General features: G+C 39.8%; 18 protein-coding genes and 1 pseudogene. 3 read left to right on the top strand and 16 right to left on the bottom strand.

What is annotated here, in order from left to right; translation table 11 throughout:
* Nucleotides 1-54: 54 nt before the first annotated feature.
* Nucleotides 55-816 (bottom strand): helix-turn-helix transcriptional regulator, encoded by a 762-nt coding sequence (locus tag DWW70_RS09815; RefSeq protein WP_117550934.1) that lies wholly within the window; start codon nucleotides 814-816, stop codon nucleotides 55-57.
* Nucleotides 817-996: 180 nt separating this feature from the next.
* Between DWW70_RS09815 and DWW70_RS09820 the strand changes: the two genes are divergently transcribed.
* Nucleotides 997-2,028 carry a glycoside hydrolase family 5 protein gene (locus tag DWW70_RS09820; protein ID WP_118649767.1) on the top strand — a complete coding sequence of 344 codons (1,032 nt, stop codon included), beginning with the start codon at nucleotides 997-999 and terminating at the stop codon, nucleotides 2,026-2,028.
* Nucleotides 2,029-2,110: 82 nt separating this feature from the next.
* On the opposite strand, the gene rlmD is transcribed toward DWW70_RS09820, so the two are convergent.
* The 7 genes from rlmD to DWW70_RS09855 form a co-directional block, all read right to left on the bottom strand.
* Nucleotides 2,111-3,475: a 23S rRNA (uracil(1939)-C(5))-methyltransferase RlmD gene (gene rlmD, locus DWW70_RS09825; RefSeq protein ID WP_118649768.1), complete on the bottom strand. Its 1,365-nt coding sequence runs from the start codon at nucleotides 3,473-3,475 to the stop codon at nucleotides 2,111-2,113.
* An 11-nt stretch (nucleotides 3,476-3,486) separates the two neighbouring features.
* Nucleotides 3,487-4,029: a prolyl-tRNA synthetase associated domain-containing protein gene (locus DWW70_RS09830; protein ID WP_055147481.1), complete on the bottom strand. Its 543-nt coding sequence runs from the start codon at nucleotides 4,027-4,029 to the stop codon at nucleotides 3,487-3,489.
* Nucleotides 4,030-4,281: 252 nt separating this feature from the next.
* Nucleotides 4,282-4,779 (bottom strand): low molecular weight protein-tyrosine-phosphatase, encoded by a 498-nt coding sequence (locus DWW70_RS09835; protein ID WP_118649769.1) that lies wholly within the window; start codon nucleotides 4,777-4,779, stop codon nucleotides 4,282-4,284.
* 446 nt (nucleotides 4,780-5,225) lie between these two features.
* Entirely contained in the window at nucleotides 5,226-6,212 is a 987-nt protein-coding gene (locus DWW70_RS09840) for a DUF7662 domain-containing protein (protein WP_118649770.1), read from the bottom strand.
* Nucleotides 6,213-6,323: 111 nt separating this feature from the next.
* On the bottom strand, nucleotides 6,324-6,521 hold the full coding sequence (locus tag DWW70_RS09845) for a SymE family type I addiction module toxin (RefSeq protein WP_243017708.1): 198 nt from the start codon (nucleotides 6,519-6,521) through the stop codon (nucleotides 6,324-6,326).
* A 71-nt stretch (nucleotides 6,522-6,592) separates the two neighbouring features.
* The gene (locus DWW70_RS09850) at nucleotides 6,593-7,054 is read right to left on the bottom strand and encodes a PcfB family protein (protein ID WP_118649771.1); all 462 of its coding nucleotides are present in this window, start codon (nucleotides 7,052-7,054) and stop codon (nucleotides 6,593-6,595) included.
* Between the two features lie 186 nt (nucleotides 7,055-7,240).
* Nucleotides 7,241-9,718, bottom strand: a complete 2,478-nt coding sequence (locus tag DWW70_RS09855; RefSeq protein ID WP_118649772.1) for a hypothetical protein — start codon at nucleotides 9,716-9,718, stop codon at nucleotides 7,241-7,243.
* 313 nt (nucleotides 9,719-10,031) lie between these two features.
* Between DWW70_RS09855 and DWW70_RS15575 the strand changes: the two are divergent.
* Nucleotides 10,032-10,379, top strand: a pseudogene (locus DWW70_RS15575) (helix-turn-helix domain-containing protein); the annotation flags it as partial.
* Between the two features lie 108 nt (nucleotides 10,380-10,487).
* Nucleotides 10,488-11,606, top strand: a complete 1,119-nt coding sequence (locus DWW70_RS15190; RefSeq protein WP_442872034.1) for an ABC transporter permease — start codon at nucleotides 10,488-10,490, stop codon at nucleotides 11,604-11,606.
* A 73-nt stretch (nucleotides 11,607-11,679) separates the two neighbouring features.
* On the opposite strand, the gene DWW70_RS09865 is transcribed toward DWW70_RS15190, so the two are convergent.
* From DWW70_RS09865 to DWW70_RS09900, 8 genes are all read right to left on the bottom strand, one after another.
* Nucleotides 11,680-12,663: a hypothetical protein gene (locus DWW70_RS09865; RefSeq protein ID WP_118649774.1), complete on the bottom strand. Its 984-nt coding sequence runs from the start codon at nucleotides 12,661-12,663 to the stop codon at nucleotides 11,680-11,682.
* 55 nt (nucleotides 12,664-12,718) lie between these two features.
* Nucleotides 12,719-13,180 (bottom strand): Panacea domain-containing protein, encoded by a 462-nt coding sequence (locus tag DWW70_RS09870; protein WP_118649775.1) that lies wholly within the window; start codon nucleotides 13,178-13,180, stop codon nucleotides 12,719-12,721.
* 175 nt (nucleotides 13,181-13,355) lie between these two features.
* On the bottom strand, nucleotides 13,356-13,724 hold the full coding sequence (locus DWW70_RS09875) for a TnpV protein (protein WP_118649832.1): 369 nt from the start codon (nucleotides 13,722-13,724) through the stop codon (nucleotides 13,356-13,358).
* A gap of 255 nt (nucleotides 13,725-13,979) precedes the next feature.
* Nucleotides 13,980-15,317 (bottom strand): aspartate kinase, encoded by a 1,338-nt coding sequence (locus DWW70_RS09880; protein ID WP_117550958.1) that lies wholly within the window; start codon nucleotides 15,315-15,317, stop codon nucleotides 13,980-13,982.
* A 316-nt stretch (nucleotides 15,318-15,633) separates the two neighbouring features.
* Nucleotides 15,634-15,975 carry a hypothetical protein gene (locus tag DWW70_RS09885; RefSeq protein WP_015533631.1) on the bottom strand — a complete coding sequence of 114 codons (342 nt, stop codon included), beginning with the start codon at nucleotides 15,973-15,975 and terminating at the stop codon, nucleotides 15,634-15,636.
* Nucleotides 15,976-16,092: 117 nt separating this feature from the next.
* Nucleotides 16,093-17,082, bottom strand: a complete 990-nt coding sequence (locus DWW70_RS09890) for a sensor histidine kinase (RefSeq protein WP_242992707.1) — start codon at nucleotides 17,080-17,082, stop codon at nucleotides 16,093-16,095.
* A 278-nt stretch (nucleotides 17,083-17,360) separates the two neighbouring features.
* Complete coding sequence (locus tag DWW70_RS09895; protein ID WP_117550961.1) at nucleotides 17,361-18,095, bottom strand: LytR/AlgR family response regulator transcription factor; 735 nt, start codon at nucleotides 18,093-18,095, stop codon at nucleotides 17,361-17,363.
* A gap of 108 nt (nucleotides 18,096-18,203) precedes the next feature.
* Nucleotides 18,204-19,874, bottom strand: a complete 1,671-nt coding sequence (locus DWW70_RS09900; protein WP_243017709.1) for an InlB B-repeat-containing protein — start codon at nucleotides 19,872-19,874, stop codon at nucleotides 18,204-18,206.
* Between the last annotated feature and the right edge of the window lie 41 nt (nucleotides 19,875-19,915).

Consider the following 19,915-nt stretch of genomic DNA (forward strand, 5'->3'; position numbering starts at 1 on the left):
TGTAATTCTACAACCTTTGACAGATGTTGTCAATTATACCAGCACATAACAAGACTATGATTTCGCCTCTTTCCAGTGTTTCCTGTAATTTATCCTGCGATATGAATTCGGAGTCGCTCCATATTTTGTCTTGAAGCATTTTGCAAAATAGCTTCCGCTGGCAAATGCCAGATACTGCGATATCTCCGTACAGGAAAAATCTGAATACAGAAGCATATTTCTGGCAGTCTGAAGCTTCTTCTCCATGATGTAATCTGAGATTGTCTGACCGACCTCCTTATGAAATAGTTTGCTCAGATAAGAGCGTTCCACTCCCACAAATTCTGCCACTTCCCGCACATCTATCCGCTCATGCAAATGGTCATATACGTAATCCATAGCCTTGACACAGTGTGGCGATATGACTGTTTTCTTCTTCACCCGGCGCATCCTTTTGGCATAATCCATGATTATCTGATTATGTATCTCTATGACCTGCTGCGTGGTCTGTGCTTTGTCCAGCTTATTAATATAGAAGTCACTGAGATTGTAGCTTTCCATCTCCTCCATGCCCTCTTCTATGCAAAATCTGGATATCATCGCCACAAGCACGATCTCGTGATATCTTCTGTTTCGGACTTTATCCTCCGACAATATTCCCCTGGCTGCCAGAACCTCGGCATCCTCCTCTCCTGCGAGGAGCATACCCGACAGTGCCTTCACATTGCCACTGCTGACAAGCTGATAGAAGTCAAGTTCACTGTCGTATGTCGGGTGCGCCAGTCCGTATTCTCTCTGTACAAACTGCTGTTTTACGATCTCGTTCGATATATTCATGGTCCATCCTCCTTTCTATTATATTACTATAGCATAATTATTATATTAATGACACATTTGTTATATTTGCATAAAGCTGCAAATGCTACTATAAAGTCACAGAAAACGAAACTGATAAGCACTCCCGAACGGCAAATGAGTGCAATATATATTTTATTATTTCACAGGAGGTTAAAGATTATGAGAACTTTAGACGGATTCAAAAAAGGCGTAAATTTAGGTGGATGGCTTTCACAGGGACCACTTGACAAGGAGCATCTTGACACATTTATCACAGAAAAAGACATTGCAAGAATAGCATCATGGGGACTTGACCATGTTCGTCTTCCTATCGATTACGATAATTTTGAAAACGAGGACGGAAGTGATAAGGAATACGGCTACGCTTACATCGATTCATGCATTGAGTGGTGCCGGAAGTACAAACTCAACATGGTCCTTGACCTGCACAAGACATATGGATATATATTTGACGATGAGGCTCATCTTCTTGAATTCTTCCATGAGAAGCCTCTTCAGGAGAGATTCTACGGAATGTGGAGAAAGCTCATAGACAGATATGCAAAGGATGCAGACATAATGATGTTCGAGCCGCTGAACGAGGTCGTAAGTCCGACCGTTGTAAACGAGTGGAACGAAATATCAAGCAAATGCATCGAGATCATCCGTGCGAAAGCACCTACTGCCAAGATCCTGCTCGGTGGGGTTGGCTACAATGCTGTTACATCTATAAAGCTTCTCCCTCATCACAACGATGAGAACATAGTTTACAATTTCCACTGTTACGAGCCAATGGTATTTACCCACCAGTCTGCTTACTGGGTAACAGGTATGCCTTCAGATTTTCATATCGAATATCCGGGGGATTTCAATGACTACATGGAGAAATCCCGCCAGATCGAAGGGTGTATGCATGGGGCCATCACCGAGAGTAGCCTTGGACTTAATTCCATCGGACCTGATTTGTTCGAAAAAATGTTTCTCGACGGCATCAAGGCTGTTGAAGAAAGAGACGGATTTATGTACTGCGGCGAATATGGTGTTATAGATCAGGCACCACTTGACGGAACTCTGAACTGGTACAAAGATATCCATTCTGTATTTGAAAAGTACGGAATAGGCCGCGCCGCATGGAACTACAAAGAAAAAGACTATGGTCTTGAAGGCGAACACTACGCTCCTATCATCGATGAGCTTGTCAAATATATGTAACGTGATTTAATTTACGATAAAACCTTCCATTTTTATAAACGGAGCCGGTTCTCACTCATAGAGAACCGGCTTTTTGTTAATTTTATCCACGATGTACCGCACCCGCCCTTGTGAGGAGCACCACGGTCTCTACCCCGCGGGTGAGCGGGAACATGTCCACAGGGGTCATCTTGATTACCTGATAGCCGTGCTTTGTCATATATTTCAGATCCCGAGCAAGACTCTCCGGGCCGCAGGATATATACACAACCCTTTTAGGTCCAAGTGTGATGACCGATGACATGAACTCCTCTGTACTTCCAGATCTCGGAGGATCCATGAATACCACATCTATGCTGTCACCCTCCTCAGCGACATCGACCATAAATCTGCCGGCGTCGTTGCTGTAAATATCAACATTCTGTATCTTGTTCATCTTCACATTCACCCGGGCATCATGCACTGCTGCCTCATTCAGCTCCACGCCGATGACCTTCTTTGCCCGGTCGCTTGCAGCTATGCCTATGGTTCCTATACCGCAGTAGGCATCTATCACAGTCTCCTTCTTCTTGAGATCCGCATACTTGATAGCTTTTCCATATAGAACCTCAGTCTGCTCCGGATTGACCTGATAGAAGCTGCCCGGCGATATACGGAAACGCTTTCCGCACAGAATATCCTCTATATGCCCCTTGCCGTAAATGACCTGGTTCCTGTCTCCAATGACCATGCTCGTGTCCTTCATGTTGATATTCTGGACAACCGTTGTGATCTCCGGATGAGCTGTCACAAGTGCATTTGCAAGATTCTTCTTGGACGGAAATACCGGCGATGCGGTGACTATGATCACCATGATCTGTCCGGTCTTTCTTCCGACTCTTATCTGCAAATGCCTGATAAGTCCGGTTCCTGTATCCTCGTTGTATATCTGGAGCTTGAACGACTTTATCAGTCCGGCAAATGTTCTAATGATGGCCGCAGCCTTCTCATCCTCCACATAACAGTTCTCGACTGGAAGTATATTGTGCGTCCCCTCCTCGTACACCCCGGAAATTATTTCTCCGCTCTTCATTCTCCTGAATGCCGCAGTGACCTTATTCCTGTAGTGATACGGATTCTCCATGCCTATTATCTTGTCCACAGGACCAAATACGCTGAGCAGGTCATCTATATACTTCTGTTTCTCGGCGAGCTGCTGCTCATATGGCATATCCACATACTGACAGCCACCGCACAGGTGGGATATAGGACATTTGCTGTTCGGGTTGAGCTTATATTGTGATGAGTGTGCCTGTCGCGATTTTCCCTGTACATTTTTACCTTTGCTTCCTGTTTTTATTTGTTTCTCTCCACCTGTTACATCGTACTTTCTGCTATGTGTCTGTCTTTTTCTTTCGTTTACGCTGCCACTCGTTTTATTGTTTTCTTCTCTGCGAGGCTTGCCCCCGTTTCTTCGCTCTGCCATCATTTTTACCACTCCTATTCTCCAGTGAGCGTCACCTTGATCATATCGTGGTGAACCGCCTCAAGAAACTTTCCAAATATATCCTCCGTCCTGACCTTCATACTTGATGTGTTCACACACGGATGGCATCCAAGATACTCGCCCTTCATAACATCCTCGTCAACAAGCAGCTGCACATGATTCTCATGGTCATTCATGAGACCCATGACGCTGACCGCCCCCGGCCTGATATCCAGATACTTCTCCATATCCTCCGGCGATGCAAATGAAAGTCTCGCGCTGCCTATCTGCGATGTGATCTCCTTTGTCTTGAACGGCTTGTCGCCCGGCATCATGAGCAGATAGAACTGTGTCTTCTGCCTGTTGCACAGAAACAGATTCTTACAAATGGTTGCCCCAAGCACCGCATCTATCTCGCTGCAAACTTCCATTGTGTCTGCTGGAGCATGATCTGTGCGCCAATACTCTATGCCGTGATCATCAAGGAAATCATAAACTCTGATCTCCCTCTCAAGTCGTCCTTCATTTGTATCCGGTCTGCCTTTGTATAATTCCATTTGTGTGCCCTCCGTTGGTGGTTTATATATTTTCTCTCATGCATTTACGCGTAAATCATATCACGTTTCTTGTGGTGTTGCCATATAAAACAAGCAATATAAAATCAATATAAAACCATGCCTTCGAGAGTGTAAACACATACCGGCAATACCTTGTCAGAATAAAAAGGAACAATCTGACAATATCAAATGCACCTGCGTTCAGCTGGCGCACTCAATAATATCCCATTGTTCCCATTTTGATAATATTATCTACAACCTATTGCCTTGCCTAAGATAATCAAGAAAGCCCTCACATCCCTGACACACATCCCTGTATGTCTCATCAAATCGTCCCGTATACCACGGATCCGCTATAGATTGTCCATATCTTCCCGCATAATCGAGCAGCAAATGTATCTTGTCCTGGTAGTCCGGACCGGTTATGCGCATTGTGTTCCTCACATTTGCTGTATCTGCACAGAGCAGGTAATCATAATATTCATAATCCTGCCTTGTAACCTGCCTGGCTCTCTTGCCACTAAAATCTGTATAAGCCGTCTTACCTATGCCATGCGCCCTTAGCACTTCCTTCGCCGGTGGGTATATCGGATTGCCTTTTCCGCCCCAGATCTCCTCAGTGCTGGTGGCCGCAGAAGCTATATCAAATTTATCTGCTATGCTGAGTTTTTCTACCATGTCCTTGAGGACGAACTCAGAGATGGGGGAACGGCAGATATTGCCGTGGCAGATGAATAACACTTTAATCATAAAATTCTCCTGTTCTGAAATGCCCTGTAATGCCGAGTTTTGCGTTGGTTTATCGACTTTTATGGCATCGTATTTTTCTTGTTTATAACTACACTTTTTGCAAAATACTTCAAAATGGTGCAATTCAAGGCAATGTGTAGTAGTCAAATCGTAGTCAGTTAAGGGGTTCAGACTACGGATGGGGTGTGCATTATTTAACGAAAGGGGCTGATACACCCCTACACTATTTGCTTTCTCGCCTTTCCTTAATATATTTATTTAAATCTTCTTCATTATTTATATTATTTTTGTGAATATCCCTATGAGTTTGCTTATTAACCAATATCCCTTTATTCGGATTTAATCTTTGCACTGTTTTGTTGACTACTCAACCGGATTGCCTAACGAACCGCTAAAAATAGCTGCATTTAAATATCTCATACATAAATATCTACCTCAAAAAGATTCTATTTGTTTTCTTCAAAAGCAACCTGCCACATACACATATCCATCAATTTCATCATAGGATACTCTGCTCCATGCAGACTTAACTCTGCTCTAACATTCTCGAAATCATCTTTATAAGTCAAATAATATTTTGCAACATCTTTTACAGATTCTCTATTGTAGTTACCTACAGAAATGCCATACTGCTTTACTGCCTGCACATAATATCTATCATAAGCTGGAACACATCCAAGTGTACCCAATAGAATTTTGGTCACCAAAGTATCCGTAGCATTATTTATTACCCCATCAAATGACGGTAACTCGTCTGCGTATGCCTTACGGATTCTAGTACTTACTCCATCTAACAGATCAAGATTTTCATTCTTTATAAGTTCTTCAGCTGCTATGCCTACTAACGGATTATACTGTTTTTCCATTATAATTTTTACAATTGGAATATGAACTTTATAGTCCTTCTGTAAAAGAAAAGATGAACCACGATACATTCCCCAACTTGCAAGATAAAATGCCAAATGGAGTGCAAGATAATCAAAGGTGTTATCATCCACATTGCTTCTGTTCAGAATAAATGCATTATAGCAATGCTGCCATGACAAATATCTTCCATGCGCATCCTTTACTGTTTCATTATAATATGTACGAATGCATCGTATAGCGTCTGCAACAGGCAGAGTTGCTATCTTCGATTGCGTCACCCTCTTGGATACATTTTCACGCTTTCGTGAGTTATATACCTCCTCTCTAACGAATTCTACAGTCTGTTCAGAAATATTAACTTGGCGTGTCAAATATCCTGCATTAAGCCAGCCAAATGCAAAAGACTGTGATTCTGAATTAGACCATTGTGCCGGGTATGAATATGCTGAATCCGACAACTTAAATCCTATTATTTTTTCTATTTCTGAAAAAGACATTCTAAGCTCGTCCATCCCACAGTTCTCCAAATATGATGTTAAAGCAATAAACTTATCTCCTTTGGGCATATTTTATCCCTCCTAAAAATCTTCTAGTATATTATATCGGCAGACCGCCCTTATTTATATTATAAATCTTATCAGATGTGATGTCCAAAAACATGTACTTTAAGACGTTGATTAACATCTTTCTATAACCAAACGTTCTTCTTCACAAAGCACTTTTATATTTGTCCCCGGTTCAAATCCACAATTATTCTCAAGCCATGCCCCTTGTAATCGTATTTGTGGAACAGACTTATATTTCGTATCAATCCCTCGTGAAACTGTTGTTGCCTCATATACCTTCATCTTTCGTTCTTTCTTAAATGCTGCCATAGTTAACCCTTCCTTTCTGTTTCATCCATCTGACGGTTTTTCCATTTTCAATCACATATGTATCATGGTTCTTAATGCTTTCCACCACCATAGCTACCGTCCAGGTTCTTGTCCTTTCCAAGCTGTTCCCTGAACTCTGCCAGTTTCTCCCTTACAGATACTCTGCCACGCTTCTTCTCATTAACTTTCACAAATTCCTTAAATGCCTGTGTGATCACATCGGCATCCTTGCCCTTGAAAAATACCATATACTTCGGGGGGGCCACCGTCTTATCCTTTTTCACAGCAAAGTCAACATTGTATTTCCTTGCCACTCTTTCAAAGGACTTGATGTTGTTATCCGTAACCTCAATACTCGAAGCTCCCATACCCTGACCGACCAGCTTTTTCACTGACATTTTTCCATGTGTTGCCTGTTGTCCGGCTTTCTGGCGCTCCAGATACATCTTCATGGCTTTTTTCAGTACATCGGCGGTCAGCCTTGAGGACTTAAAAACAAGGGCAATCGTTTTATGTGTAACTTCCTCCTGCATGGTTTTCCTCCTTGATTTTTTGTAGCTGTAATTCCGCTATGGTGGAACACATAGCCTGTGCAGTAAATACTTCATAAGCTCTCCTTTCCACTTCTGGACATTTTGTCCAAAAGTTCTGTAAACGCAAAAAGGGCAGCTACAAACCTTTACGGTCTATAACTGCCCTTGCGCTGTTATATACTAATATTAAAATTCATAATTAATATGTGCAATATCGTCCTTTTGAAAAGAAACCATCAACTTGAATGCATAGCTTTCCTTACAGAATAATTTTTGTACGCTCAATATTGCTTTTTCTTTTGGCATCAAGACTCCATCGATATTATAAAAACCGTTATAACATTTAGAACCCTCGATGTACTCTGCACATTCATCCAATGTTAAATTCTCGAACTCAATCTTAGATATTTTAATATTGAATTTAAAATGTTCTTTATTAAAATACATATTTGGGAAAATTTTAGGGGTAGAAATAACTTCTATACCCTGTTGCATATCTACCAAAGCCTTAAAGCTTTGCTCCTTCCTATATTGAGCTAACGCCCAGTCATCTGTATAAGAAAAGTTTCTTGCATCAAAGTTGTTTTCACAAATAAACTCTAATAACCGTTTAATTCCTTCCATATCAAACGTTAATTCTAATTCATTTGTATTTCTTTGAATGTATCTTTCAACTGCTTCAATGATTGCTAATTCCAATGTTCTAGCTGTATTTATTGTTGTCCTGTATTCTTTTCTACCTATACAAACTGGTGTGGTGTATTTTATATAGCTCTCTGAAACAAATTCAGGTGCCCACCCAAATATCTGATCCTTCTCCATTAAATCGGATATACTTTGATAAATTTCCTTACTGTCTACTTCTATCTCTCCAGAATCTTCAATGGTGCTAAGCATTAATTTTTCCTGTTCTTCTCTTAAGTGTTCGAAAAGATTTGCTTGTTCTTCATCATTGATTTTATATGTATGCTCTAATACAACACTAAACTGCAAACATTCTTCCTGAAATTCATTTTTTAAAGTTCTGCTGTTATAATCAAATTCATGTGTAATGTGATTTAAGATTTCCAACTTTGATTTACCATCCAAATTATCCCAGTCCATAAATCTTCCATACAAAGAATAAAAACCTATTTCGCTATGATATATAATATAAAGCATGAACATAAATTTAATATTAAACTCTTGTGTCCAAACAACTGTTTTCACCATCATAAACGGTGGATAATATTCAAATCTTCGTTCAAAATTACTTTTTTTACTGATTCGATTACCAACAGATACTAAAATTTCTTCAATATTTACCTTTATAAGAGTAGAAATTTTAAAATTCTTTAACGTAGCGTTTGTAATTGGTTGCATAAATGTTTTTTGTAATTCCTCTCTATATTCTGCAGTTAATGTTTCACCTTCATAAAACGCATATGCATAAAATGATTGCAACATTAAAGATAACACATCAAAGAATTTTCTTTCTCGTGAAAAACGATTATTATAAAGTAATTCTTTAATAAGTACGTTAAATATGTAATTTCTTTCTTTCACATTCTCATTTTTTAGCACAAAATAGTGCCATATATTTATTGCACCTATGCAGTCTATTGGCAAAACAAGATCATTCCTATCCTTCCAATAAAACTTTGTTAAACTCCACAAGTAATTTTCAATAATTGTTTCTTTAACTATTTTTGTACATACCTGATTTTTAATAATATTTTCAAAAAAGCAATAGAATATTCTTTCAATTTCGGAATCTTCTACTAATCCTTCCTCATACTCTTCCAAAAAATCAATTTCTTTTATTTGATCAAAATAATTATTCTTTACTAACATTTGATCATCCCAAAACCTCATATTTTGAAGCGGAATTACATATAAGTCAATCCTTTCGTATCGTGACTCTGGCAAATTACTATAGATTTTTATAACGTCCCTAATCATTTCATTATAACCAAAATTATTGGATATATCATACACACACTCCTTCATTTGACTATAAAAATATTGATATATCTCATTGGAATCTCCTAATACTACTACCATTTTTTCATCAAGCTCTGACAATAGCTCTATAATATTATTCTTCCCCTCACTATCATTTGCTTTTATGTACTGTTTTAATGCAAAAAACAATCGTTCGATTTCCTTTTTATATAAATTATAATCTTCACCATTTTGAGGAAAAGTTTTATAGTGTGAAATTACCAATTTATAACACACTGACTCATCAACCATTATTTTATAAATATTATATGCCATTTTCCCTTCTAAAAAAATCACAGCAAACAACAACATCGTCAGGGTATTTACACAACACAAATTAAATTCAGCAAATAGTAGTATTGTTGCAAAAGCAATCGACGCAAACGACCAAAAAATATATTTTTTGAAATTAACTGGTGATTCTTTAAATTGAATAATTTCTCCTAATTTATATCCATAATAAGTATTACTAAACATTCCTGCAATCAAAGCAATTATTGAAAAGCTTAAAATTGCTATTGTAATTATTGCACTATATATATAATCCATATAAGATTCTGTCACTGTAACTAATGAAAATTTTGTGATATTTACACCTATATCCATTACAATTCCGCATATTACTATTACTCCAGCAACATAACCACTATTCATAAAAAAATTTCTTAATCTTGACTTCATTTTTTGCACCACCAACTATTTTTATAGAAGATATATTACACAAAACTCCGCATACATCTTTCCATCTTCAAATTTAACATCATCAAGTAATAAGGCCTGGAATAACACTTCCCGGACACTCTCTAATTTTACCATAGAAAGTTCCGCTTCCGATAGTCCCTCCAGCTCTATATTTTCCAAACCTAAAATGAATTTCTAAATTCCATCGTTCCATTGGACGGTGGAATTTACTCTCGCACAGTAGATATTTACTCTTTCATACAATCATGTTATAGTTAGTACTCCTTCTGACAGCAGTAGAAGGAGAATCATTATGAGTAATTATATACCAGGGAACCAGAAACATCTTACTTTAAATGATCGGCTCTATATTGAAAATGAACTGGCAAAAGGGACTCCATTTAAAGACATTGCAGCATTTCTATGTAAAGATCCAACAACTATATCTAAAGAAGTCCGTGCTCACCGGATTTCAGATTGGTATCACAAGGGTACTTTTTATAACGCAAAGAACTTTTGTATTCATCGTTACCATTGCAAAAAGACCAACGCCTGTGGAAAAATCCTTCTCTGTGGCATTAAATGTGCCTCATGTCCAACCTGTAATCAGACCTGCAAGGACTTTGAGAAAGAACGATGTAAACGATTGGACAAAGCGCCATCCTTGTTTGTCAGACGTAAGGCTATGAGAGTTGGTACAATGTCCATTCTCTTGGCGGTGTTTGCTTGCATCTCAATTCTGAATATGCTTGGCGTGTCCGCTCTTAGCATGGAAAGAACCTACTTTGACCGTTATAAAAATAATTGGGATTTTCTTGTTACCGTCAAAGGTGACACTTATAGCGAAGAATTGCTGAATGATATTAGAAACACGGAAGATGTAGCGGGTTGTATTGTTCATCGTATTGTAAATGGTAATACTCAAATCCCTGCGGATTATCTTAGTTCTGATGTTCAAAAGCTGAGTCTTGAAAAACTCAACAATAGTTTCGCAGCTAACGAAGCAGGTGCTTATAACACAAAAGTGCCGATTTTTATTTTGGATGACAAGAGTTTCGCAGAATATCGTGGTGATGCAAACGATGCCAATGTAGTTGCAGTTAATATCATTTGGGATAGTGTCAACTCGGAAAGAACAGATCGTCAGTATGTACCATTCTTGAATGAGGGCAAAGAGATTGTTTTGAATGTAAACGGAAAGGACATTCCCGTTTCTGCATTTAACGATTCCTTGCCTGTATTGAGAGAAGAATTAACGCAGTATGCACTGACACTTGTTATGTCTGAGAGCTATTACGCAACCCTCGGTTTCGATTTGAAACCTGACGAAACAATTTACACCATCAAAATGACAGACGAAAGTAAGAATGATGCGCTTGAGGAAAAATTGCAGGGAATGTTAGAAACATATCCTGGTTACGCTTTTGAAGGTCGTGTGCAAGAACTTGCAGACGAGATGCAGATACAGCAAGGTTTACGAATGATTATTTATCTGTTCACGGTCATACTGACCTGCATCGGCCTTGCCAATATCTTTGCATCTACTTTGGGACAGATTCATCAGCGCAAGCGTGAATTTGCAAGATACTTTGCAGTTGGTTTAACACCAAAAGGTGCAGCCAAGATTTTGGCTTGGGAAGCCGCAATCGTTGCACTCCGTCCAATTTTGCTCACCATAGTAATAAACATTCCTTTGATGGCATGGATGCTTGATGCCGGAGGAATTACCGCAGGCGATTTCATTGCTAAGCGTTTGCCGTTGGTTCCTGCAATTCTGCTCTTTGTGGCAGTTATTGGTTTTGTGGCATTGGCTTACTACTTAGGCGGCAAGAAAATCTGCGATATGAACCTTGTCGAAGCGATTAAGGATGATACTCTTATGCTGTAATTCTACTCATATAAACATTAAAAGTCCCATGTCGCATTATAAAATTTGCAACATGGGACTCCATCTTTACATATTACTTCTTATCTTCTGTCGTATGACTCTGCCATACAGATTCTCTATTACTTTGTAAATGTTCAACCTCTTGAACCAAAGTATAACATCGCCGCTCGTAATGCGGTTTTAATATCTTATATTTCGATACATAACGGAATTTTAATTCATTGATATAATAATTGACCAATGTACGAATTTCTTCCTTAACAACTTCATCTTCATCTGCATAAGGATCATAATCCGGTGTCCACATAGGAGGATCAGCAACCACTTTTACGGTTTGCTCTGTATTGTCAGCCGCAAATAAATATATGTATTTACATCCAACTTTTTCTGCGATTTCCAATAAATGCGGGACAATCATTTCCCAGAAAACATATACGCCCAGCCTAAAATCCAATTGAATTTCTGGTTTATATTCTTTGTTTCTTCCGAGAAACTTAATATCTATTGCAGGAAATGTGTCTTGTACCTGCTGCGTATGCTCTCCTTCTCCAGTCTCCGACAAAGCTTCTCTTTTTTCTTCTAACAATTGAACTTTTTCATCTGCCAAACTCAGCAAATAAGATACTCGATCAGGTTCTTGCACAACTTCCCATAACTCTCCCATTGATTCACTTATCTGTTCATTTGCTTTTTCTTCATCTTCTTTGCTCAGATTAGAAGCCTTCAATCTCTGCATTGCTTCAACATATTTATCAAAAGGAACCTTTTCAGCCTGACTTAAATTCCAAATATTAAGCTCGCTAAATAAAATTCCACAATTTATTGCAAAAAAGAACACGATTTCTTTCGTTTTTTGATCTCGCACTAAAAATACCTTTGTATTTCTATCACAGTCATCATTCCAAGCATTATTTATTAAATAACTGGAGATTTTTTCACCTTTTGTAGCTTGGACAAATGCTTTTATATCATCTTTATTCTCTTCCACTTTTCTTAATGGTTCCGTTTTCAATCTATCAAATAAAAACTTCTTCTGTTCCTCAATTGATAACTTCATTACATATCTCCATAATAAACAATCCCACAGGTGTTTACTCCTGTGGGATATAATTCTATGCCAGAACGACACCTTTTCGTCTAAGGAATTCTCTCGTAGCATCAGCTTTCATCGCAGTTAAACTCATCTTTTCATTTCCAGCTTCACCTGCAACTAATCCCTTACGTGCCTGTCGCCAAGAATGTTCTGCATGTGACAATGTACTCAATTGCCATGCATCATATTCATCGTATCTTTTATAAACCGATTCTACTAATTCTTTCTCTGTATCACTCAGTTCTTCATATTCCCCATCAAACATATGCCCCGTCAAATATTCGCTTCTCACATTTACAAGAACTGGGCCATATTTCCAAGCCTCAAAATCATCATTGAACAGAGGATTTCCAGAGATCATCAAAGACTCCCTTTGTGAAAAGTACATCATCTTATGCATCTTCATTTGATCCATAGCGCGTCCATGCTTTTTAACATGTAAATTATTCAAATATTTCGCTACAGCTAATGTCTGTGCCATATAATCTCCTCCTCTCTACATATCTTGGTCATAGTATTATACTACTTCTATTTATATTATACAATATTTTTTTGATTTTGTCTCGAAAAAATAGAAATTTCCCATTTTATTACTGTGCTACGCTTCTGTTACACGTAGTGTAACAGAAGCGTAGCACAGGGTCAACCACTATTTATTATAAATTTATTAATTCACTCAACACAATTTCTTCTGCACGATTGAAAATGCTATTCATTCTCTGAATCCATTCCCATTGATTATTCTCTTTCATTTCCTCAGTTACAGACTCGGCTTTTTGCATCTGTGAGATGATGATCTTCAATCTATCCTGTGCTTGCCCATTTATATCTGCAAGATAAGTCCAGAGCTGGCAACTCAATACCAAATCATTAAATAACACCGGATGATTTTCTTTTAGATATTCTCGATGCATACGTCCATATTTTCCGATAGAACGTTTTTCCTCCGGCAACTTCAAATCCGGTATGTAATAATCCCCAACCAGTACATAATCAATTCCGCTCTTCTTAATTCTTTCTTTCATCATATTTTGACCTCTTTCACAACGTATTTATCATAGCTTGACTCCATCTGTCGTAAAAGTGTCGTAAATTCAGGTCGTATTTTGGAAAAATCCTTGATTTTCAAAAGTTTTCAGCACTATTTTCGTCACTTGCCGTGGCAGATAAATACCACTTTTATCATAGTTCAATTCACTCCTTTTGCCAGAGAAAGCCACCTATAAAATAGGGGCAAGCACTAATACGTGCCCACCCCTACGATGCTTAGCAATCTGTTATTACTTGTCTGTTATAAATGTGTTATATATTGCCTTTATGGCTGTCTCAAAATCACTGTTCTTTACTCCGATTATGATATTCAGCTCTGATGAACCCTGGTCTATCATCTTTATGTTAATGCCTTCCTTTGCAAGTGCGCTGAACAACTTGCCTGCTGTACCACTTGCTGACTTCATTCCACGGCCTACAACAGCTATAAGCGCAAGTCCTGACTCAATCTCAACTGAATCCGGCTCTGCAAGTCTATGGATGGCAGATATAACTCTCTGCTCCTTGTGTACGAATTCATCTGCATGAACTACGATAGTCATCGTGTCAATACCTGATGGCATATGCTCAAATGAGATATCATTCTCCTCAAATGCCTGAAGCACCTTTCTTCCAAATCCTATCTCTGAATTCATCATAGCCTTCGTAATAAATATTGTACAGAAATCCTTCTTACCTGCAATACCTGTTACAACATAATCCTGCTTCTGGCAGGTACTCTCAACGATCCATGTTCCTGCGTCCTCAGGCGCATTTGTGTTGCGGATATTGATTGGGATACCACAGTGGCGTACAGGGAATATCGCATCCTCATGGAGAACTGATGCACCCATGTATGAAAGCTCACGAAGCTCTCTGTAAGTAATATATTTGATCGGCTTTGGATCTGGAACAATACGTGGGTCAGCTACAAGGAAGCCTGAGACATCTGTCCAGTTCTCATATACATCGGCTCTGCTTGCCTGTGCGACTATCGAGCCCGTTACATCTGAACCGCCTCTGGAAAATGTCTTTACCTTGCCATCCTTGCCAAGTCCATAGAATCCTGGAACAACCGCATGCTGTGTCTTGGCAAGTCTCTCACCAAGTACCTTCTCCGTCTTATAGCTATTGAGATTGCCCTCTGCATTGAAAAAGATAACCTCTGCAGCATCTATAAACTCAAAGCCAAGATATGCAGCCATAATCTTACCATTGAGGAACTCTCCTCTTGATGCCACATAGTCCAGTGTGCACATTGGGTCCGGATTGGTAAGATCCTCCAACTGCTTTGTAATCTCCTCAAAATCCTTATCAAGTGAAAAATCCTTAATCTCAAGGCCTGTGATGATCTCATCATATCTGGCCTTGATCGCCTTCACTTCCTCTGTGAAATCATTCCCTGCCTTCGCAGTTTCATACACATGAAGGAGCATATCTGTTACCTTTGTATCATCTGAAAATCTCTTTCCAGGTGCAGAAGGAACAACGTATACACGGCTCTCATCTGATGTGATGATTGCTCCAACCTTTTTAAACTGCTCTGCACTTGCCAATGAACTTCCGCCAAATTTTACTACCTTTTTCATAATTCCACTATTTCCTTTGCCATATTCTTATTTGAATGTCTTTCTTCTTAAGATTCGCTGGCGAATCTTGCCGCAAGCTGCCAGTCAGCTCTGCTGACATATATCATATCAGCGGCTCAGCAATCCTCACGGAGTGTATATCTCCGTCGAAGATAGAGTCCAGACTGAGATATAAAACATAAAAATACACATGCATTTTAAACGTCTTTTTGCAATATAGCAAGAGAATTTTAATTTTTGCTATTAAAAAAGGGCAGGCACTCCAATGCGCCCGCCCCTCTGGTATGCAGTCTTCACCACATGATCTAATAATAAACTATTTTGAAATTTCTTCCTTAACCTGAGCAACCCACTCATCAACCGTACCATACCAGTCGATCATTTCCTGAAGCTTTTCTTCCTCAACATCATCATCGCTCTCTAAGATCTGTTTATGCTCATTGAGCACACCGGCCATGTCGACCATTGTATCAACCAAATCCTGATCATAAGCCTGTGGATTTTCGTTGATAATGTTTGCAACCTCATTAAAAGATGTACTTGTCTTATTGAACGCATCAATCGCAGGCTGCTTATCTGCACCGCCGCACGCCACCAGAGACATTCCCATCATCATGGTCATTATGAGAACCATCAGTTTTTTCATTGCCTTTTTCATAATAATTTCCTCCTCTTTATTGCAATCACATAATCTGAGTATATTTTATTATGTATTTGCAATCAGTGAGGTCTAAATGCACGAATCGTACCAAAAATGTATCGAATCGACACTCTTTTACAATGACAGTCTGAGCGTAAACTTGCCATCCTTTTCCGCAAAGCTGAAAACCCCGCCGTAACGCTGCACGATCGCACATATGCTCTGAACGCCTATACCATGTCCTTCCATATCAGACACAGGTATTCCATTTTGAAACTTTATGGGAGCTTTACAGTCATTTACCACCTGTAAAAAAAGGTGTTTATTTCTTTCATAAAAATTCACATCAATCTCGCATGATCTTCCCTCTGCAGCCAAAGGCACACATGCATGCAAGGCATTTTCCAAGGCATTAGACAAGAGCACACACAGATCACTTTCCGACACAGTAAGATCTGCGGGAATTGCACATTGTATCTTTATTTCAATTTCTTTCTTCCTGGCTCTACCCGCAAATGAAGATAGGATCAGATTCACTGCCTCATTTTCACAGTATATTTGGACCTTCTGCGCCTCAATCTCCTTACATATTCCCGATATATAAGCCTGCGCCTGTTCAACTTCACCATTTTCTATACATGTAGACACATACTGCAGGTGATGACGCATATCATGGCGATACTGTCTGGTCAATGTCTGCGACTCACGCAGACTGCTGATTTCCCTCACCGCCTGACTTAACTGCAGATCCAGATTATTCCGGATCAGCTTCATCTCATTCTGCATCTGTTCCTTTTTGGAGTTATATAAGAGAAAGGCCAGATATGCAACACAGCATACAAAAGGCATAAATTCCGCTACAACGTAACTGCCACTCAAAAGAAGGTTCGTATACACTATTGTAAAATAGTCAAATACATAATATAGCGCCGGTATGATTCCAAACTGCCATTGCTCCCTGAGACTTTTATCTGACAATCCTCTGACTGCAGGTGACACAAAATGAAGCAGAAGCAGCAATGCAGGGATTGTAACCACAAGTTCTGTAATATCCTGCATCATCTGCCTTCCCGAAAATGCAGCAACTGTGGCAAGTGCAACCCATCTTCTAAGTTCGCAGCACAAGTATGCCGCCTGTACAGAAAAAACAGACCACAGCAATTTTCCTGTCAACATCCAGAGAACAATGACCAATGGAAGATGCACCGCCAACGGATAAATATGTCTTACAAAATCAGCGCCCTTGCTGAAATATAATATGCTCTGTATCAGCGGGAGTAAAACCATGCATCCTATGAAAATGAGTTTTCTTTTCCTAGTGGATAGCGCATTACAAAAAGACGCTGATAATATTCCCCCAAAAAAGCTCACAGCCATATTGTTAAGGAGCGAAATATATAGGCTCATATCATTACCTGCCTGTTCTGGAACGCATATTCAAGGAATGCATCCTTTACTTCATTGTATTTTCCCCGTGGAACCGGTATTTCTGCAAGACTAGACATGGTAATCCCCCTAAATGTTATGTTTTGCACATATTCCAGATTTACCAGATAAGAACGGTGAGGTCTGTGAAAAAAAGGATACGTGGAAAGCTGCTTTACAAGCTCATCCATGCTGCCGGCGCTTTCCAGTACTTTTCCTGTATTCAGGTGAAATATAAGGGTGCGGTGAATGACTTCGCAATATTCCAGGGCTTTTATATCTATACGGGTGATTCCACTCTTACATCGCAGAATGAGGCTGGTCTCCGCCTCCTTTTTACAGGCTGCAAGCACAGAATCAAGCAAACGGAAAAAGCTCTCTGCCCAGATGGGCTTTAATTGATAATAGTATGCACCTATCACGTAAGACTGCACCGCAAACTCAGAGGACGATGTGACAAATATGATCTTGACATTTTTATCGTATTTTCGTATCTCCGTTGCCGCTTCAATTCCATTCTCTCCCGGCATCAAGACATCCATAAACAGGATATCATATCTGTTTCCCTTCTCTATTTCCGCCACCAGGTCAAAAGGATGATTGAAAATATTGTATTCTATTTTGCAGTCTCTCTCCGCGCAATACTGTTCCATGAGCCTTTGCATCTCATCAAGCACAGAAACATCATCATCACAAAACGCAATTTTTGCCATAACCCCCTATATGCCTCCTTGGTGCCAAATATTTTCTCCAGCACTTATTATCGCACATCTTTTACAATTCGACAACAAGGGGGGGATATTGCATTGATTTGTATGAATTTATTTTCTCACCCACCTGGCGTAGAGTTTTCTGCTGCCGGTGCTGCCGGCTGCAATCTTCGTAACCTTTTTCTTGAATTTTGGATCGCTGTACCAACCCTTGAATATATAACCTTTTCTGACTGGATTCTTCAAGACTATAGTCCTGGAAACGACGGTATAACTGGCTGGATTGGACCGGCTGTTTGCCCCCTTGCCAAGACTGTACTGGATCTTATACTTTACCAGCTTCCACCTTGCGTATAATGTCTGATTCTTGGTAGTCCTCACAACCGAACTGCTGCCGATCCTGCTGCCGCCACTCTTTGCTGTGTACCAGCCTGCAAATGTATATCCCCTTCTGGTAGGTGTCGGCAGGGTTCCGTAAGTTTTTCCACAAATGACTGTCTTACTTCCAGAACTCACACGCCCTCCATTTGAAGCAAATACTATTCTCACGCGCTTTACTGTGTCCGTATATTTTGCAGTAAAAGAAAGCTTGGTGGATGTTCCTGCCACACGCAATGCAACCTTTTTACTTCCCGCCTTCCACGTCATCTGATTTAAGGCATATGCGATAATCCCATTTTGAATACCCGAAATGCTCGGCGGATATGACGCATTGTCAGTGCTGACTTCGAATTTGGTTTTACCTGCATTGAGATTTTTCTGAATCCTCTCAGCGTAGGCTCGCGCCCACTTTGCGGCATCTCCGTTCCTGACAAAATAGTTATCTGCCAGACTTGTGGAACGTGTGCCATAACCGCTTGCCGTATAAATCTTATTATGACCGTTGTGTGCCAACGCCATGAGTTCATCCGTCAGTCCAAAATACAAATGCGTAGGATCAAAGTTATAATAATTGTCCTTTGTATCATCCCATGTACAGTCCACCTGATACCATTTGCCATCCAGTTTCATGGCGTTCCAGGTATGTCCATCATAGGTATCCCTTGTCTCAGCATTTGTTATGCCGGCTGCAGTAAGCAGTTTTGAATAGGCACTCTCATATGCTTGACATGTGCCCAGTTTTCGTGTCAGTGCACTCTCTGCCGAAGACCATTTCAGGGAATGATCGTAATCAAGCTGCTGCAACAGCCAGTCATGCAGCCACAATGCCTTTTCATAGTCTGAACCATCAGTCTCCTTGCTGCACTTTTTTACCGCAGCATTCACGATGTCACCCACGCTCGGATAAGCCCTGTCAGATACCTGTATATTTGTGCTCACACGCATATAATAAACCCCTGAGGTTTTATCCATTACATAAAACCTGAAGTTATAGACTCCCGAAGCAGCCATTGTGAATTCAAAGTCGTGAGATTCGCACTCATCTGTGTATTGAATCCACGCTCCGCGGCTTGGATCCGCCACGGATTCAAAGCTGTACTCACCCGGATCGGAATAACTCGGTGCATCCATTCTGAACAAATACCGGCCACTGCCACCATCCGCTGAAACATGGAATGTTGTATCCTCCCCTAATTTGGGCTCGTTCCATTCAACCTTCAATGCTACACCATTTTGAGGGTCACTTTCAGCACTGTACTTATATTCTGTAACTCCCTCTTGGGGATTTGTTGATGAACCAGAAGATTCTTCCTGCGCATAGCCTATCACACGAATCGTCGATACACCTGTCATCACCAGTATTAATGTCAACATAAATGTTGCAAATTTTCGTTTTATCATAAGCAATACCTCATCACTTTCACAAATCAGACACCCTTAAA

Source organism: Coprococcus sp. AF16-5 (assembly GCF_003479365.1).
Lineage (GTDB): Bacteria > Bacillota > Clostridia > Lachnospirales > Lachnospiraceae > Coprococcus > Coprococcus aceti.

Bases quoted from the DNA above. Each gene is read 5' to 3' on its own strand.
- DWW70_RS09900 (WP_243017709.1), bottom strand. From the start codon at position 19,874: ATGATAAAACGAAAATTTGCAACATTTATGTTGACATTAATACTGGTG.
- DWW70_RS09840 (WP_118649770.1), bottom strand. From the start codon at position 6,212: ATGCCCAAAGGAGATAAGTTTATTGCTTTAACATCATATTTGGAGAAC.
- DWW70_RS09885 (WP_015533631.1), bottom strand. From the start codon at position 15,975: ATGAAAAAGGCAATGAAAAAACTGATGGTTCTCATAATGACCATGATG.
- DWW70_RS09815 (WP_117550934.1), bottom strand. From the start codon at position 816: ATGAATATATCGAACGAGATCGTAAAACAGCAGTTTGTACAGAGAGAA.
- DWW70_RS09880 (WP_117550958.1), bottom strand. From the start codon at position 15,317: ATGAAAAAGGTAGTAAAATTTGGCGGAAGTTCATTGGCAAGTGCAGAG.
- DWW70_RS09830 (WP_055147481.1), bottom strand. From the start codon at position 4,029: ATGGAATTATACAAAGGCAGACCGGATACAAATGAAGGACGACTTGAG.
- DWW70_RS09855 (WP_118649772.1), bottom strand. From the start codon at position 9,718: ATGAAGTCAAGATTAAGAAATTTTTTTATGAATAGTGGTTATGTTGCT.
- DWW70_RS09835 (WP_118649769.1), bottom strand. From the start codon at position 4,779: ATGATTAAAGTGTTATTCATCTGCCACGGCAATATCTGCCGTTCCCCC.
- rlmD (WP_118649768.1), bottom strand. From the start codon at position 3,475: ATGATGGCAGAGCGAAGAAACGGGGGCAAGCCTCGCAGAGAAGAAAAC.
- DWW70_RS15190 (WP_442872034.1), top strand. From the start codon at position 10,488: ATGGAAAGAACCTACTTTGACCGTTATAAAAATAATTGGGATTTTCTT.
- DWW70_RS09895 (WP_117550961.1), bottom strand. From the start codon at position 18,095: ATGGCAAAAATTGCGTTTTGTGATGATGATGTTTCTGTGCTTGATGAG.
- DWW70_RS09865 (WP_118649774.1), bottom strand. From the start codon at position 12,663: ATGAAGTTATCAATTGAGGAACAGAAGAAGTTTTTATTTGATAGATTG.
- DWW70_RS09850 (WP_118649771.1), bottom strand. From the start codon at position 7,054: ATGCAGGAGGAAGTTACACATAAAACGATTGCCCTTGTTTTTAAGTCC.
- DWW70_RS09845 (WP_243017708.1), bottom strand. From the start codon at position 6,521: ATGGCAGCATTTAAGAAAGAACGAAAGATGAAGGTATATGAGGCAACA.
- DWW70_RS09875 (WP_118649832.1), bottom strand. From the start codon at position 13,724: ATGAAAGAAAGAATTAAGAAGAGCGGAATTGATTATGTACTGGTTGGG.
- DWW70_RS09820 (WP_118649767.1), top strand. From the start codon at position 997: ATGAGAACTTTAGACGGATTCAAAAAAGGCGTAAATTTAGGTGGATGG.
- DWW70_RS09870 (WP_118649775.1), bottom strand. From the start codon at position 13,180: ATGGCACAGACATTAGCTGTAGCGAAATATTTGAATAATTTACATGTT.